The sequence below is a fragment of the Hoeflea prorocentri genome (assembly GCF_027944115.1).
GTDB lineage: Bacteria > Pseudomonadota > Alphaproteobacteria > Rhizobiales > Rhizobiaceae > Hoeflea_A > Hoeflea_A prorocentri.
This window is the reverse complement of sequence record NZ_JAPJZI010000001.1, coordinates 2,551,881-2,567,801: the sequence shown is the minus strand read 5'-3', so window position 1 is coordinate 2,567,801 and position 15,921 is coordinate 2,551,881. Positions and strand designations below refer to the sequence as shown.

The window sequence follows — 15,921 nt, the reverse complement described above, 5'->3', positions numbered from 1 at the left end:
TTCCCACTCAACCGGGAGCATGGATATGACGGCAACCTCCATCAAGACAGAATTCGGCGGCCATTCAGGCGCAACCCTTGCGGCAAGGCTGGATATTCCCGCGGGCCATGTGCGTGCCTATGCTCTCTTTGCCCATTGTTTTACCTGCACGAAGGACATTCTCGCCGCCAAGCGCATAGCGGCGGAACTTGCACGGGCCGGTATTGCCGTGCTTCGTTTCGACTTTACAGGCCTTGGCTCCAGTGAAGGCGAGTTTGCCTCTACCAACTTTTCCTCCAACGTTGCTGATCTGATGTCCGCGGTCGACTATATGCGCGACAATTACGAGGCCCCGTCGATTCTGATCGGTCATTCGCTCGGTGGTGCCGCCGTGCTTGCGCTGGCGGGCGATATACCCGAGGTCAAGGCAGTGGCGACCGTCGGCGCACCCGCCGACGTTGCGCATGTCGTGCACAATTTCGGTTCCAAACTGGAGGAAATCGAGGAGCGCGGTGAAGCGACGGTGCAACTTGCCGGGCGTCCCTTTACTATTCAGAAGCAGTTTCTTGACGATGTGCGCGGAAGTATTCTGAGCGAACGCATCGCGACCATGCGCAAGGCCCTTCTGGTCCTTCACTCTCCGATCGATCAGACCGTTGGCATCGAAAATGCCGCATCCATCTTCGGAGCGGCCAAACATCCCAAGAGCTTTGTTTCCCTGGATGGCGCCGACCATCTTGTCAGCCAGGCCAAGGATGCTGCCTATGCGGCAGCAACGATTGCGACCTGGGCGTCGCGATATCTGCAAGAGGACACGCCGCAGGGAGAAACGGACGTTGAGGCTGTTCGCGTATCTGAAACCGGCGAAGGCAAGTTTCAAAACACCGTCCATGCGGGCCGCCACCGCTTGTTTACCGACGAACCGGTCAGCGTCGGCGGGCTTGATTCAGGACCATCGCCCTATGACTTCCTCTCCGCCGCACTCGGCGCCTGCACTTCCATGACCCTTCGCATGTACGCAAACCACAAAAAGGCGGAGCTCGGCCGCATAACGGTCGATGTTTCACACGCCAAGATCCACGCCACCGATTGCGTGGAGTGTACGCAGGAAGAGCAGCAGAAGGGCGGACGCATCGACCGGTTCGAGCGCGTCATTCGCATTGACGGTGCGGTTTCGGAGGAATTACGCGGCAGGCTTGAGGAAATTGCCGACAAATGCCCGGTGCATCGCACTCTCGAATCATCGTCTAAGATCGCGACCAGGGTCACCCTGCCTGATGAAGAGTGACGGCGCACAGGTTGACTGACCTCCAACTCTCGTCGAATTGCACGAAATCGTGATGATACAAACCGCTTCAACCCGCTGCTGAAGCGTCGTTTTCCGGTCGATAGCCCGAAGATTACAAATTTGTCATATTTTGGATAGGCGACCGTAAGGTGCCTCTCACTATCTGTCGTTCTAGAGGGGACTGAACAGACAGTCAGAGGACGTCATTAAATGAAAAAGTTCAAATACCGCGTCTCCCGCAATGGATTGCTGACCACGACAGCCGTTCTGGGTCTTACCGCGGCGATGATGGCCAGCGGCATTCCGGCTCGCGTTCAGTCAGCATATGCTGATGCAGTCAGAGTCCAGGCACCCCAGGAACCCGGCTTTGCCGATGTTGTTGAAGCCGTAAGCCCGGCGGTCGTATCCGTTCGTGTGCGCTCGGACGTCAAACCGGTTTCATCAGACGGTTTCAACTTTGGCGGTCCAAGCTTTGAGGATCTGCCCGAGGACCACCCGATGCGCCGGTTCTTCCGTGATTTCGGCGACCGCTTCAGTCAGCGGGGTGATCAGGATCAGCCTCAGCAACGCCGTCCCAATGTCCGCCCCGTATCCCAGGGCTCCGGCTTCTTCATCTCTGATGACGGACTTGTGGTCACCAACAACCATGTTGTCGACAATGGCAGCGAGTTCACGGTGATCATGCATGACGGAACGGAGCTTGAGGCTGAGCTGATCGGCAAGGATTATCGCACGGATCTTGCTGTTCTCAAGATCATCGATGCCGACCGTAAATTTACCTATGTCGACTTCGATCAGGACGACAAGACCCGTATCGGTGATTGGGTTGTGGCTGTCGGAAATCCGTTCGGACTGGGCGGCACCGTCACCGCGGGCATCGTTTCGGCACGTGGACGTGATATCGGCTCCGGCCCCTATGATGATTTCATTCAGGTTGATGCCGCAGTGAACCGTGGCAACTCCGGAGGCCCGACCTTCAACCTTGAGGGCGAAGTCATCGGCGTCAACACGGCAATCTTTTCGCCCTCGGGCGGCAATGTCGGCATTGCCTTTGCGATCCCCGCATCACTGGCCGATGAGGTTGTTCAGGATCTGATCAAGGACGGCTCGGTGGAGCGCGGCTGGCTCGGTGTTCAGATTCAGCCACTGACTGAGGATATCGCCGAATCGCTTGGACTGAGCGAGGCAAAGGGCGCTCTGGTGACAGAACCTCAGGACGGATCGCCGGCCATCGAGGCCGGAGTGAAATCTGGTGATGTGGTGACGGCCGTCGACGGCGAACTCGTTGACAGCCCGCGCGATCTTGCACGCAAGATCGCCGCGATCGATCCGGGCAAGGATGCTGAACTCACCATCTGGCGTGACGGTGACAGCCGCACCGTCTCGGTTGAAATCGGCACTCTGGCGGAACCGCGCAAAGAGGCTGCGGTCGACGGTCCGAAAAAGACCAGCGACGGAGACTATCTGGAAGAGTTCGGCCTTACCGTGATGCCGGCGGACGATGGTCACGGCCTTCTCATCACAAAGGTCGAGCCGGACAGCGCCGCCGCAGAACGCGGCATGCGCGAAGGCGACATGATCGTCGCCGTAAACAATACGGATGTCAGGACCGCCAAGGAGCTCTCACAAGCGGTTGAAGAAGCCGCAGAGGCAGGCCGCAAGGCAGTCCTGTTCCAACTGAGCAACCAGGACAGCAGCCGGTTCGTGGCTCTGCCGGTTGCCACAGGTTAGACAGATCGGGTGGGCGGTCATTAATGTCGCCCCCGGCCAACCGCCCGATTCTGTGGACAGCGGGTCTCCCATCGACCCGCTGTCCTTCCTTTTGAGGGAGGGTCGCAGACGCGTCGGCGCGGGCTGAAATCTTATGGTTTGTTTTTCATCGGAATATGCGCCTAAAATACCGGACATGAAGATTCTGGTTATCGAAGATGATCTGGAGGCAGCCGCCTATCTGGTGAAGGCTTTCAATGAATCCGGCATCGTGACCGACCATGCGAGTGACGGCGACCTCGGCTACTACCTGGCGACTGAAAACAAATACGACGTGATGGTCATCGATCGCATGCTTCCCAAGCGCGATGGCCTTTCCATCGTCCAGGAGCTTCGCGAGAAGTCGATCGATACGCCGGTTCTGATTCTTTCCGCCCTCGGTCAGGTCGATGACCGGGTAACGGGGCTGCGTGCGGGCGGCGACGACTATCTTCCCAAACCCTATTCCTTCTCCGAGTTGCTGGCGCGTGTCGAGGTGCTGGGCCGGCGCAAGGGCATGCGTGATAACGACACGGTGTATCAAGTCGGAGATCTGGAACTCGACCGGCTGGCCCATGAAGTTCGCCGTGCCGGTAAGAAGATCAATCTTCAGCCCCGCGAGTTCAGGCTTCTCGAGTACCTCATGAAACATGCCGGGCAGGTGGTCACCCGCACCATGCTGTTGGAAAATGTCTGGGATTACCATTTCGATCCGCAGACCAATGTGATCGATGTTCACATTTCGCGCCTGAGATCGAAAATCGAAAAGGGTTTTGACAAGGCCTTGCTGCGCACGGTCAGGGGCGCGGGCTACATCCTCAAAGCCGACGGGTAGGGTATGAGCCGCTTCGGCACTCTTTTGCGGACAACCGCCGTTCGGATGTCGGCGCTTTATCTCGGATTGTTTTCAATCTGCGCCGTCGCACTGGTGTTTTACGTTACCGACCTGACCTCAAGCCTTCTGACCCAACAGACCCGCCAGATTGTTCAGGATGAGTTGAAGGTGCTTGGCAACTTCTATAACCGTGGCGGCGTTTCGATGCTGATCGGGCATATGGATCGCCGCTCCAGGGAGCCAGGAGCCAATCTCTACATCATTGCGTCGACAAACGGCCGGATTCTTGCCGGCAATGTTGAGAGCCTTGAGGCCGGTGTACTCGATATCGAGGGCTGGACGGAGAGCCCCTTTACCTACAGGCGATTCTACCAGCCGGAGGGAACACCGGGGCACGCAGCGCTCGCGCAAGTGATTTTCCTGCCCAATGGCATGCGCGTCCTGGTGGGACGGGACCTCGGCGAGCCGACGCGTTTTCGTACCATGGTCCGCAGCTCGCTCGCCATGGCGCTCGGCATCATGATGATCGGCGCTCTCGTTATCTGGTTCGTTATCGGCCGTGGCGCACTTCAAAGGATCGACCGCGTGTCGCAGGCAAGCCGCAAGATCATGGCCGGCGATCTCAGTCAGCGGCTTCCCGTCAGCGGCAGCAGGGACGAGTTCGATCGCCTGTCGGAAGCGTTGAACGCCATGCTTGGCAGGATCGAGAAACTGAACGAGGGCTTGCGCCAGGTCTCAGACAACATCGCCCACGACCTGAAAACGCCGCTGACGCGCCTGCGCAACCGCGCGGAGGCAGCGCTGGCGGGCGATAGGGACACCGAGGCCTATCGCGAGGCTATGCAGGAGATGATTGAAGAATCGGATCAGCTCATCCGGACATTCAATGCCCTGTTGATGATTTCGCGCGTCGAGGCCGGTGCCGCCGTTGCCGAAATGAGTGAGGTGGACCTCACCCAGATCGCGCACGACGTCGCGGAGCTCTATGAGCCTGTGGCTGAGGAGGCGGGTGTCGCGTTGTCGACCCGTATTGATGATGGCGTGAAGGTCACCGGCAACCGGGAACTGATTGGACAGGCGCTAACCAATCTGATCGATAACGCCATCAAATACTCAGCCGACGGCGAAGGGACGCCGCGCATTCAGGTGCGCCTTGACGCCGCAGGCAGCGGCGTTGTGCTGTCTGTTGCCGATAGCGGGCCCGGTATTCCCGAGACCATGCGTACCAATGTTGTGAAGCGTTTCGTTCGTTTGGACGAGAGCCGCTCAATACCCGGAACCGGGCTTGGTTTGAGCTTGGTCGATGCGATCATGGATCTGCATGGCGGCCGTCTTGAGCTTGTCAACTGCTGTGAGAATGAGCAATGTGGCCTTTGCGCCAGGATGGTATTTGATATGCGGAGTTAGAAGGTGAGCAATGCGCAGCCGGCGGACGCGAACACAGACAGCGATGACATATTGCCGGTCAGGCCCGCTTCACCGCAGCAATGGCAGGAGCATCTGAGCGACCTGCGCAGTGCCGCCGCCGAGCAGGACGATCTGAGCGGTTTTCTGGAAGCCGATTCACCGGAACGCACGCTTCTTTTGACAGCGATGAGCCTCTCCCCCTATCTGCGCGAGATCGCCTTGACGCATCCCGAATGCGTATTGCCGACATTCGACGGCAATCCGGAGTCCTTGCTGGATGAACTGGTGGAGCGGGCCAAGGGGGCCTGGCGCGATGATGCCGCTGAGGTGGACCTCATGCGCAGCCTGCGCCGGCTGAAGCGGCAATTTGCTTTCTCGCTCGCGCTTTTCGATCTCGGCCGCCGCCTCGACACACGCACAATCACCGCATGGCTGAGCGCCTTTGCGCGCGCCTGTGTCTCGTCGACCGTCAATCACCTGCTGCTGACGGCGCACAATGCTGGAAAAGTGCTCCTTAAGGATCTGGATGACCCCAGTCGCGGCAGTGGCCTTGCAGTGATCGGTATGGGAAAGCTGGGCTCAAGCGAACTGAACTATTCCTCCGACATCGACCTTGTTGTGATCTACGATCCCCAGGCCGCAATTGTCGTTGATCGTGACGAGGCCACCGATGTTTTGTCGCGCATGGTGCGGCGGCTCATCCACATCATGCAGGAGCGCACAGCTGACGGCTATGTGTTCCGCACCGATCTAAGGCTGCGGCCGGACCCGGGCTCGACACCGTTGGCGCTGCCTTATGATGCGGCGCTCAATTACTACGAGGGCAGGGGACAGAACTGGGAACGCGCGGCCTATATCAAGGCCGATGTCGCTGCCGGTGATCTCCAGACGGGCAGCACATTTTGCCGGGAGCTGACGCCGTTTATCTTCCGCAAATATCTCGACTATGTTGCGATTGCTGATATTCATTCGATCAAGCGCCAGATCCATGCCCACAAGGGCTTTGGAGAGATTTCGGTTTACGGGCACAACGTCAAGCTCGGCCGTGGCGGCATTCGCGAGATCGAGTTTTTTGTCCAGACCCAGCAACTGATCGCCGGCGGGCGTATGCCTGCCCTTCGCACCAAGCCCACCGAAAAGACACTTGGAGCCTTGGCGGAAGCCGGCTGGATCAACGCGACAACACAGCGCTCGCTTCGCAATGCATACTGGTTCCTGCGCGATATTGAGCACCGTATCCAGATGCGCCGCGATGAACAGACCCATGTCCTGCCGGACAATGAAGAAGAGCTGGGCGAGATTGCACAGCTCATGGGCTTCGAGACGACCGAGCGTTTCGCGCGCCGGCTGACGGCAACACTGAAGCTGGTTGAAAAACACTATGCGCGGCTGTTCGAACATGAAAAGGGTCTGAGCGCCGGCTCTGGAAATCTCGTCTTTACCGGGGACGAGGACGATCCCGATACCATTGAAACGCTGAGCAAGATGGGCTTTGAACGCCCCTCCGACATGTCGCGCGTGATCCGGACCTGGCACTATGGCCGCTACCGCGCGACCCAGACCGCGGCAGCGCGCAAGCGGTTGACGGAACTGATGCCGCAATTGCTGCAGATATTTGCCGATACCGGAAGGGCCGACGAAACCTTGCTGAAATTCGACGCTTTCCTGTCCGGCCTGCCTGCGGGAATTCAGCTCTTTTCTCTGCTCGGCAACAATTCCGGTCTCATGTCGCTTCTTGTCAGCATCATGGGATCGGCGCCGAAACTGGCCAATATCATCAGCCGAAGGCCGCATGTTTTCGACGGCATGCTCGATCCGACGCTTCTGTCGGAATTGCCGACGCGCGCGCGCCTGTCGGAGCGGCTCGAAGCATTCCTGGAGGGTGATCTTGCCCATGAGGAGGTCCTGGACCGCCTGCGGATTTTTGCGTCGGAGCAAAAGTTCCTGATCGGCGTGCGTCTGCTGACGGGCGCCATTGATGGGGCAAGGGCGGCGCGGGCCTTTTCGCACCTGGCCGATCTGTCTATTCAGGCCGCGATGAGTGCAGTCCGCTCCGAGATGGAAGCGGCTCATGGGGGTATCGCCGGCGGGCAGGCCGCGATTGTCGGTCTTGGCAAGCTCGGCAGTCTTGAGATGACCGCCGAATCCGACGTCGACATGATCCTGCTTTATGCGCATGACCCTGATTGCATGGAGTCCGATGGCGCCAAGCCGATCGATCCGGTTCGCTACTATGCCCGCTTTACCCAGCGGCTTGTGTCCGCATTGTCGGCACCGACGGCCGAGGGCGTTCTTTACGAGGTGGATTTGCGGCTGCGCCCGTCAGGAAACAAGGGACCTGTAGCAACCAGCATCAAGTCGTTCAGGAAATATCAGCAGGAAGAGGCTTGGACCTGGGAGCATATGGCGCTCACACGCGCACGTATTGTCGCTGGCGATGAGACGCTTGCGGACGAGGCGAGGGGGTTCTTTGCGGAAATATTGTCCCGCAAACGCGATATCGAAAAAACCGCCTCCGATGTCGAGGAAATGCGCCAGCGCATCGAAAAGGAAAAACCCGCTGCCAGTATCTGGGACCTGAAGCTGATCCCGGGAGGATTGATCGATATCGAGTTCATTGCCCAGTTCCTGCGTTTGCACGCCTCGCGTCTCGATCAGACGCAAGATGGGCCGGGTACGCAGACAAAAGCCGTTCTGGAAGCTCTGGCGCCGTCCATGATCGGGGGGGATGCCGGCGCAAGGCTCATCGAGGCACTCGGACTTTACACCCAGATATCGCAAATCGTCCGGCTGTGCCTTGAGGGCGCGTTCGATCCTGAGACCTCTCCTCAGGCATTCAAGGAACTGATGCTGAGGGGCGTTGACTTTCCGGACATCGGAACTCTGGAAGCAGAATTGAAGGACGTCTCGGCGGATGTGCGACACATCTTCATACAGATCGTGCATGAGCGACAACTGCTCTGACCCTACGTGTTGCGGTCAGCTGAATTTTTTCTGAGGGTTCAGCGGCAATCGCAACGAGACGATTGTTCCCACATCCGGAGTCGAGCGGATTTTCATCGCCCCGCCGTGAAGGGCGATAAGTGCCCTGGAAATGGCAAGGCCCAGCCCCGATCCGCCGCAGCTCTTGGAGAACTGGTTTTGAACCTGCTCAAAAGGTTGTCCGATGCGCTTCATGTAGCGTTTTGGAATGCCGATACCCGTGTCTTCGATCGTCAGCGTCACCGCATCTGAGTATTTGCGGGCACGAACGAGGATCCTGCCGCCGTCCTCGGTGAACTTCGTGGCATTTGAGAGCAGGTTCAAGACGACCTGCTTGATCGCTCTGCGGTCCGCATGAAGCGTCAGTCCGGCGGAGATTTTCGAATCCAGCTTGATGGACTTGGCTCCGGCCTGAACGGCAACAAGCCTCAACGTTTCCTCGATAAGCGGCGCGATATCCACACGCTCGCAGGCCAGGTTCAGCTGACCGGCCTCGATCTTGGACATGTCGAGGATATCGTTGATCAGACCGAGCAGATGCTTGCCGCTATTGTTGATATCGTCGGCATATTCGCAGTATTTGTCCGATCCGAGCGGGCCGAACATGCCGCTCTGCAGGATTTCGGAAAAGCCGATAATGGCGTTCAGCGGCGTGCGCAATTCGTGCGACATATTAGCCAGGAAGTCCGATTTGGCCTTGTTGGCCGCCTCGGCCCGGTCTTTCTCCGCCAGATATTTGGCATTGAGGTCGCTGAGTTCGACAGCCTTTTCCTCCAAGCGGCTTTGCGATGCAGAAAGGTCGCCAATGCTCGCCATCAGGCGCTTTTCGGAGTCGCGCAGCCTGTCCTGATGCCGCTTGAGCTGGGTGATATCGGTGCCGACCGACACGGAACCGCCATCGCGTGTCGCCCGTTCGTTGATCTGAAGCCAGCGGCCATCGGCAAGCTGCACTTCCATGCTCTTGGCATGTGTGGGGCCATCCGAGGCGGCGATTGTCTTTTTCACCACGGGCCGGTCGGCCGCGGCAAGAACGCTGGCCTTGTCCGCCCCGGGCAGGACGGCCTCGTCAGAAAGACCGTAAATATGCTGGAACTTCGAGTTGCACATGACCAGCCGGCTGTCCCGGTCCCAAAGGACAAAGGCTTCGGAGGTGCTTTCGACGGCTTCGAACAGGCGCTGATCTGCCTCGACGGTGCGTTGGGCGAGCCGTTGCTGCTCGCTGACATCCATGGCAATGCCGATCAGATGCCGGGCTCCTTTGGGGCCGCCGGTAATCTGCCCGCGCGCGCGCAGGACAACATAGTGTCCATCGGCATGGCGCATGCGGAACGTGTGATCCAGTTGCTGCGCATTTGTACCCGAGGAGGTACGGGCGATGTCCAGGAGGCTGCGGTCGTCCGGATGGACAAGCTTGGCGACTTCAGCGTGAGAAAGCACGCAATCGCGCGGCGCCAGACCGAGTATCTCGTACATCGATCGCGACCAGTAGAGGCCGCCGCGATCAAGATCCCAGTCCCAAAGCCCGCACCGCCCGCGCGATAGCGCGGTGTCGACGCGATGGTGGGCCTCCAGATAGATTTCGTCCGCGTTACGAGCCCGCGATGCCTGCGAGAAATAGGCGTAAAGGATGATCAGCAGGATGCTGGATGTCGCGGCAAACAGTGTCACATTCACCGAGACCTCCTGTTTCCAGGGCCCGATAACCCGCGACACCGGTGTCAGAACCGTAACGCTGCCACCGGCGGGCAGGAGCGATTGCGCCGCAAAATAGCTCTGTCCCCGGTATTCGACTTCATGAACCCCGGCGCGTACTCCGAACAGGCTCAGCGGCGAAGAGGCCGGAACGATCTGGTCAAGGCTGCGTCCCACGAAGCTGTTGCCATAGGATGTGGCGGCAAAAACCCGGCCATCGATGTTTGAGACCAATACGAAGCGACCATGGGTAATGAGGGTGGAAGGCAGGGCATTGCCCATGCGAAGCTCCACGTTCCAGCGATGCTGCGATGCAAGCGCTGACCGGTCCGGTGCCAAAATCGCCGTTGCAGCAACTGCGGTGAGCGCTGTTGCCTGCCGGGCGCCGTCTTCCAGCCGGTTGCGTTCCTCCAGCAGGTCGACCATGCGCGCCGTCGCGATGACGATAAGAAATGCAACGATCAGGATCGGGATAGACCGTTTGAGGAAGGGCTCAGCCTTCACCAGGCGGCTATGGGCAGGCTCGGCGAAGATCTTCGCATGACCCGCGAGGTCGGACCGCCAATCCTGGCCGTCGCGCACTCCGGATAGACTCCCTCGTTCAGTAGCGCCCGCTTGCCGCGCTTCTGCCATCTGTCCCACCTGCGTACTCAAAAGTGATTCGGCAGCCGCATGTCCGAACCTGCCCTAATGAATCAAAGGTGATTCGCCTTGTCCAGCCCCCTCATTAATTCTTTTTTAACCCTCTAATATCGCTGGGAAATTCAGCCTGAACGCAACACTGAACAGCGGCTGCGCCGGGTCGACCCGCCAACAGTGAGGCAAATCACCCTGTGGAAGAGGGCGTTATTGACCGAGTGTCCGGTCCGTTATGTCGCGCACATCGGGGGACAGCGACGGCTGCTCGGATATGGCGACAAGCGCGGTACGCGCTTTTTCCTGGCGCACGGGTTCAAGCGATTTCCAGGAGCGCATCGACGTCAGGATACGTGCGGCGACCTGCGGGTTGCGTGCGTCCAGTTCAATGATCAGTCCGGCAAGGAATGCAAAGGCCGCCCCGTCTGCCCTGTTGAAGCCGGTTGGATTGCCAGCGCTGAAACTGCCGATCAATGCACGGACCCTGTTGGGATTCTCGATTGAGAAATGGTTGCTGCCCATGAGCTGCTTGACGCGGGCAAGCGTTGCCTGTCCCGGGATGGTCGCCTGTATCTGAAGCCATTTATCGATCACCAGCGGATTTTCCCTGAAACGCAGTTCAAACTCCGCCAGGGCGGTTTCTGCCGCCGCGGTTTCAGGGAAGCGATGGGCGAGAATGGCCAGTACGCCGGCCATGATGGTCATGTTGTCGGCAGAACGGAAGATCGGCAGCAAAGCGTCTGCGGGAAGACTGATGCGGCTCAGGTAATCAAGCGCGGCGAGATAGAGTGCGCGCTTTCCGGCACTTTCAGCATCCGGGGTGTAGCGACCACTCGGTGTGAAGCCATCGGCGACTTTGTCAAACGCGTCCGCTCCGGTCATGGCGACAATGTCCAGAACACCGTTGCGCGCTTCGAAAATGGCATCCGGATCAATATTGTTGCCCAACTCCCGGGCAATATCGGCCTCGCCGGGCAGCAATACGGCCTGTGCACGCATCGCCGGCTCGAGCGTTCCGTCTTCAAGGCTGGCGATAATGCCCGAGACCAGTGCTTCGTCCGGTACGATATCCGTGTCGTCACGTACGGCGCCCGTGGCGGCGATAAGCCCGCGTAGAGCCAGCTCATTGAGCGCTTGCCAGCGTGAATAGGCATCCGTTTCAAAACGTGCGAGATGGAACAGGTCCTCGGTTCCCTGTTCAAAGTGGATATTGATCGGCGCGGAAAAGCTTCGGTTCAGCGAGATGACCGGCCGTTTCCTGACCTTGCTGATAACGATCTTATGGGCGCGCCGTTTGACATGCATAACGTCGCCGGTGACATCGATGCCCTCGATATCCGAGGTTTTGATTTCTGCGCCATCGGCATCGATCAGGCCAAAGCGCAAGGGAATGTGCATTGGTCTCTTCTTGGGTTGGCCGGGTGTCGCCGGAGCCGATTGCTCGATATCCAGCATCAGCTTTCTTGCACGACCGTCAAACCGCGCGCTGACCGTCAACACCGGCGTACCGGCCTGGCGGTACCACAGGGCGAACTGCGTGAGTTTGACCTGGTTCGCGTCCTCAAAGCATTTGAGAAAATCCTCGATCGTCGCCGCATCGCCATCGTGACGCGAAAAGTAAAGATCAAGACCGGCCTTGAACTCCGTCGGACCAAGAATTGTCGCCAGCATCCGCACGACTTCCGAGCCCTTCTCATAAACCGTGGCCGTGTAGAAATTATTGATTTCGCTGTAGTGCTCGGGACGCACCGGATGAGCGAGCGGTCCGCTGTCTTCAGGAAACTGGTGCGCCTTCAGAAGCCGGACCTCTGCGATGCGCTTGACCGGGCGCGAACGCATGTCGGCCGAAAACTCATGGTCCCGGTAGACCGTCAGGCCCTCCTTCAGGCACAGTTGAAACCAGTCGCGGCAGGTGATGCGGTTTCCCGTCCAGTTGTGGAAATATTCATGCGCGATAATCGCCTCGATATTGGCGTAGTCCGCGTCGGTGGCCGTATCGGAATCGGCCAGCACATATTTATCGTTGAAGATATTGAGGCCCTTGTTCTCCATGGCCCCCATGTTGAAATCCGACACGGCCACGATCATGAAAACGCTCAGGTCGTATTCGCGCCCGAAACGCTCCTCGTCCCAGCTCATGGCGCGTTTGAGAGCGTCCATTGCGTAGTTCGCGCGTATCTGCTTGCCGTGCTCGACATAGATTTCCAGCACCACCGGCTTTCCCGACCGCGTGACGAACCAGTCCCTGACAACCGCCAGATCACCCGCCACCAGCGCGAAAAGATAGGAGGGCTTGGGATGTGGATCGTGCCAGACGGCGAAATGCCAGCCGTCACCGAGTTCGCCTGTTTCGCCGGGATTGCCGTTTGAAAGCAGCAAGGGAGCGTCATTCGTCGGCGCTTCGATGCACGTCGTGAAGACGGCAAGCACGTCCGGACGATCAAGGAAATAGGTGATCCGGCGAAACCCCTCGGCTTCGCACTGCGTGCAGTAAACTCCGTTGGACCGGTAAAGTCCCATGAGCTTGGTGTTTTCCGCCGGCGCAATTTCGGTGACGATTTCCAGCGTGAAGACTTCCGTTTCCGGAAGGTCGCGGATCTCGAGGCTGGACGGCGTTGCCGCAAAGCATTCATTGTCGGCGGCCACATCATTAATCTTGAGTGCGACCAGATTGAGTTCGTCGCCATCCAGAACAAGCGGCACATCGGCTTTGGTGCCGGAGCGGCGACGAAGGGCGATTCGGCTGGTGACACGCGTTTGGGCCGGGTCGAGCCGGAAGGTCAGGTCAACCGTCTCGATCTCGAAATCGGTTGGCCTGTAATCCTCAAGGCGTACGTCCTGCCCGGTGTCGGTTTTCATGGTTTTACCCGTTTTTTTCTGCTGTCGCAGCTCATGCCATAGTCCCGCATCGGCTGCTGCGTCAATTGCAAACAACCGCACTGTGCTTAGCCCGGCAACGTGACAAGGCCGCGACCGCGCTCTATAACTGTGCAGGACGGGGCACCTGTTCCGCCTTACATTTCCTAATCGCAGGTTTTCAGATGAATATCGTGACACCGAAGTTCGGCGTTGGGGCCTCCGCGCTGCGAAAAGAAGATGATGCTCTGGTTCGTGGCCAGGGCAGGTATACCGACGACTTCAACAAACAGGATCAGCTGTACGGCTATGTTGTGCGGTCTCCCTATGCGGCAGCCGATTTCACGATCGCCTCTGTGGAAGAGGCTTTGGCCAGCGATGGTGTGCATCTTGTCATGACTGCCGCCGATGTGGCCGACCTCGGAGACATTCGCTGCCACGTGAAGGTGAAGCAGCCAGACGGCACAAAGAATGAAACGCGCGAAACACCGCTCCTTTGTAAGGATCGTGTGCGCTTCGTCGGTGACGCGATTGCCTTTGTCGTGGCCGATTCGATCAGGCAGGCGCAGGATGCCGCAGAACTGATTGAGATCGACTGGGAGGACGGCGAAGCGGTCACGGATATGGAGGCGGCGCTGTCGGAGGGTTCGCCGCTTCTGTGGCCGGAACTTGGTACAAACCGCGTCTACGCCTTCGAGCAGGGTGACAAGGCCGAAACCGACGCAGCCTTCAAAGACGCCGCGCACATCATTGAAGTCGACTATACGAACAACCGCCTCGTCGCGAACTATATGGAGCCGCGCGGTGCACTGGCCGAATGGGATTCACAGGAAGAAAGCTTCACCCTGACGACCGGCTCACAAGGCGTTCATCATATCCGTAACACGCTTGCTCGCGATATTTTTTCCATGGAAACGGAAAAGATTCGGGTGATTTCGGGCGATGTTGGCGGCGGTTTTGGAACCCGCATCCACAACTACCGCGAATACCCGCTGACAATGGAGGCCGCCCGCCGCCTGGGACGGCCGGTCAAGTGGCTCTCGGATCGTTCCGAGCACTTTGTCGCCGATGCCCATGGCAGAGACAATCTCGTCAAGGCGCAGATGGCGGTGGATGAAGATGGGCGCTTCCAGGCCCTGCGCATAGATGTCAAAGCGAATATGGGGGCTTACCTTAACGGTTTCGGTCCAATGGTGCCGCAGTTCGGCGCAATGATGGCGACCGGCGTCTATGATATCCGTATCCACCATTTGCGTATTGAAGGTGTCTATACCAACACGACCCCCGTTGATGCTTATCGCGGCGCCGGGCGGCCCGAGGCGGCCCTTCTGATCGAACGCCTTGTCGACGCATGCGCTCGGCAAACCGGGATCGATATCTCGGATCTTCGCCGCCGCAACTTCATTCAGCCCGAACAGTTTCCCTATGTCACCGCATCAGGCCGCAATTATGACGTTGGCGACTATGAGAAACATCTGGACCAAGCGCTTGAGCGCGCAGACGCGGCCGGTTTCGAGGCCCGGGCAGATGAGGCCAAGGCGCGGAGGAAAATCCGCGGCTTCGGCACTGCGGTCTATATCGAGGCCTGTGCGTTTGCCGGTTCTGAGCCGGCACATCTGCATCTGAATGGCGACGGAACCCTGACGCTTCATATCGGAACGCAATCGAACGGGCAGGGGCATGTGACGGCCTACAGCCAGTTCATTGCGGATCGGATCGGCATCGATTTCGACAAGATCATCGTCAAGCAGGGCGATACCAATGATCTCGACAGCGGCGGCGGCACCGGCGGTTCACGGTCGATACCGATTGGCGGTGTATCCGTTGACCGGGCCGGCGAGATGCTCGCCACGCAGATGCGGAAGATCGCGTCGGACCGCCTGGAAGCATCCGTGGACGATATCGAGCTTGTTGACGGCGCGGCCAAAGTCGTCGGAACCGACCAGTCGATCTCCTACAAGGAGATCGCCGCCGCTGCGGAGGATCCCGATCAGCTCAAGGCCATGGCTGACATCAAGCAGGATGAAGCGACCTATCCCAACGGCACGCATATTTGCGAGGTCGAAATCGACCCGGAAACGGGAAAGTGCGAGGTCATTGCCTACACCATCGTTGACGATTTCGGGATGGTTGTAAATCCGACCCTATTGATGGGGCAGGTGCATGGCGGCGCGGTTCAGGGCATTGGCCAATGCCTGCTCGAAGGCGTGATCTATGGCGAGGACGGACAACTCCTGACCGCCAGCCTGATGGACTACACCATGCCGCGGGCGGACGACATGCCGTCATTCGACTTTACAACGTACAACATCCCGTCGACAACCAATGCCATGGGCATGAAGGGTGCAGGCGAAGCCGGAACCATCGGCGCCTGTCCGGCAGCGCTCAATGCGGTGATCGATGCACTCGACCGGGCCTATGGTATTCGCCATATCGAGATGCCCACCACGCCGCAAAGGATATGGCAAACTATCCAGCAGGCAGCGGATGCATGATG

Annotated in this window: 8 protein-coding genes; 6 read left to right on the top strand and 2 right to left on the bottom strand. The window is 58.8% G+C overall.

Annotated elements, in window-relative coordinates; translation table 11 throughout:
* Window positions 1–25 precede the first annotated feature (25 nt).
* The 5 genes from OQ273_RS12015 to OQ273_RS11995 all read left to right on the top strand — a co-directional run bounded on the left by OQ273_RS12015 (window position 26) and on the right by OQ273_RS11995 (window position 8,222).
* Window positions 26–1,267, top strand: coding sequence for a bifunctional alpha/beta hydrolase/OsmC family protein (locus OQ273_RS12015; protein WP_267990743.1), 1,242 nt, complete (start codon window positions 26–28; stop codon window positions 1,265–1,267).
* Window positions 1,268–1,477: 210 nt separating this feature from the next.
* The gene (locus OQ273_RS12010; protein WP_267990742.1) at window positions 1,478–2,998 is read left to right on the top strand and encodes a Do family serine endopeptidase; all 1,521 of its coding nucleotides are present in this window, start codon (window positions 1,478–1,480) and stop codon (window positions 2,996–2,998) included.
* 133 nt (window positions 2,999–3,131) lie between these two features.
* On the top strand, window positions 3,132–3,851 hold the full coding sequence (locus OQ273_RS12005; protein WP_271292106.1) for a response regulator transcription factor: 720 nt from the start codon (window positions 3,132–3,134) through the stop codon (window positions 3,849–3,851).
* Window positions 3,852–3,854: 3 nt separating this feature from the next.
* The gene (locus tag OQ273_RS12000; protein WP_267990740.1) at window positions 3,855–5,258 is read left to right on the top strand and encodes a sensor histidine kinase; all 1,404 of its coding nucleotides are present in this window, start codon (window positions 3,855–3,857) and stop codon (window positions 5,256–5,258) included.
* Window positions 5,259–5,261: 3 nt separating this feature from the next.
* Window positions 5,262–8,222, top strand: a complete 2,961-nt coding sequence (locus OQ273_RS11995) for a bifunctional [glutamine synthetase] adenylyltransferase/[glutamine synthetase]-adenylyl-L-tyrosine phosphorylase (protein ID WP_267990739.1) — start codon at window positions 5,262–5,264, stop codon at window positions 8,220–8,222.
* Between the two features lie 15 nt (window positions 8,223–8,237).
* On the opposite strand, the gene OQ273_RS11990 is transcribed toward OQ273_RS11995, so the two are convergent.
* The gene (locus OQ273_RS11990) at window positions 8,238–10,565 is read right to left on the bottom strand and encodes a PAS domain-containing sensor histidine kinase (RefSeq protein ID WP_276562317.1); all 2,328 of its coding nucleotides are present in this window, start codon (window positions 10,563–10,565) and stop codon (window positions 8,238–8,240) included.
* A gap of 213 nt (window positions 10,566–10,778) precedes the next feature.
* Window positions 10,779–13,427, bottom strand: coding sequence for an aminopeptidase N (gene pepN, locus OQ273_RS11985; RefSeq protein WP_267990737.1), 2,649 nt, complete (start codon window positions 13,425–13,427; stop codon window positions 10,779–10,781).
* A gap of 182 nt (window positions 13,428–13,609) precedes the next feature.
* On the opposite strand from pepN, the gene OQ273_RS11980 reads away from it, so the two are divergent.
* The gene (locus OQ273_RS11980; protein WP_267990736.1) at window positions 13,610–15,919 is read left to right on the top strand and encodes a xanthine dehydrogenase family protein molybdopterin-binding subunit; all 2,310 of its coding nucleotides are present in this window, start codon (window positions 13,610–13,612) and stop codon (window positions 15,917–15,919) included.
* Window positions 15,920–15,921 lie beyond the last annotated feature (2 nt).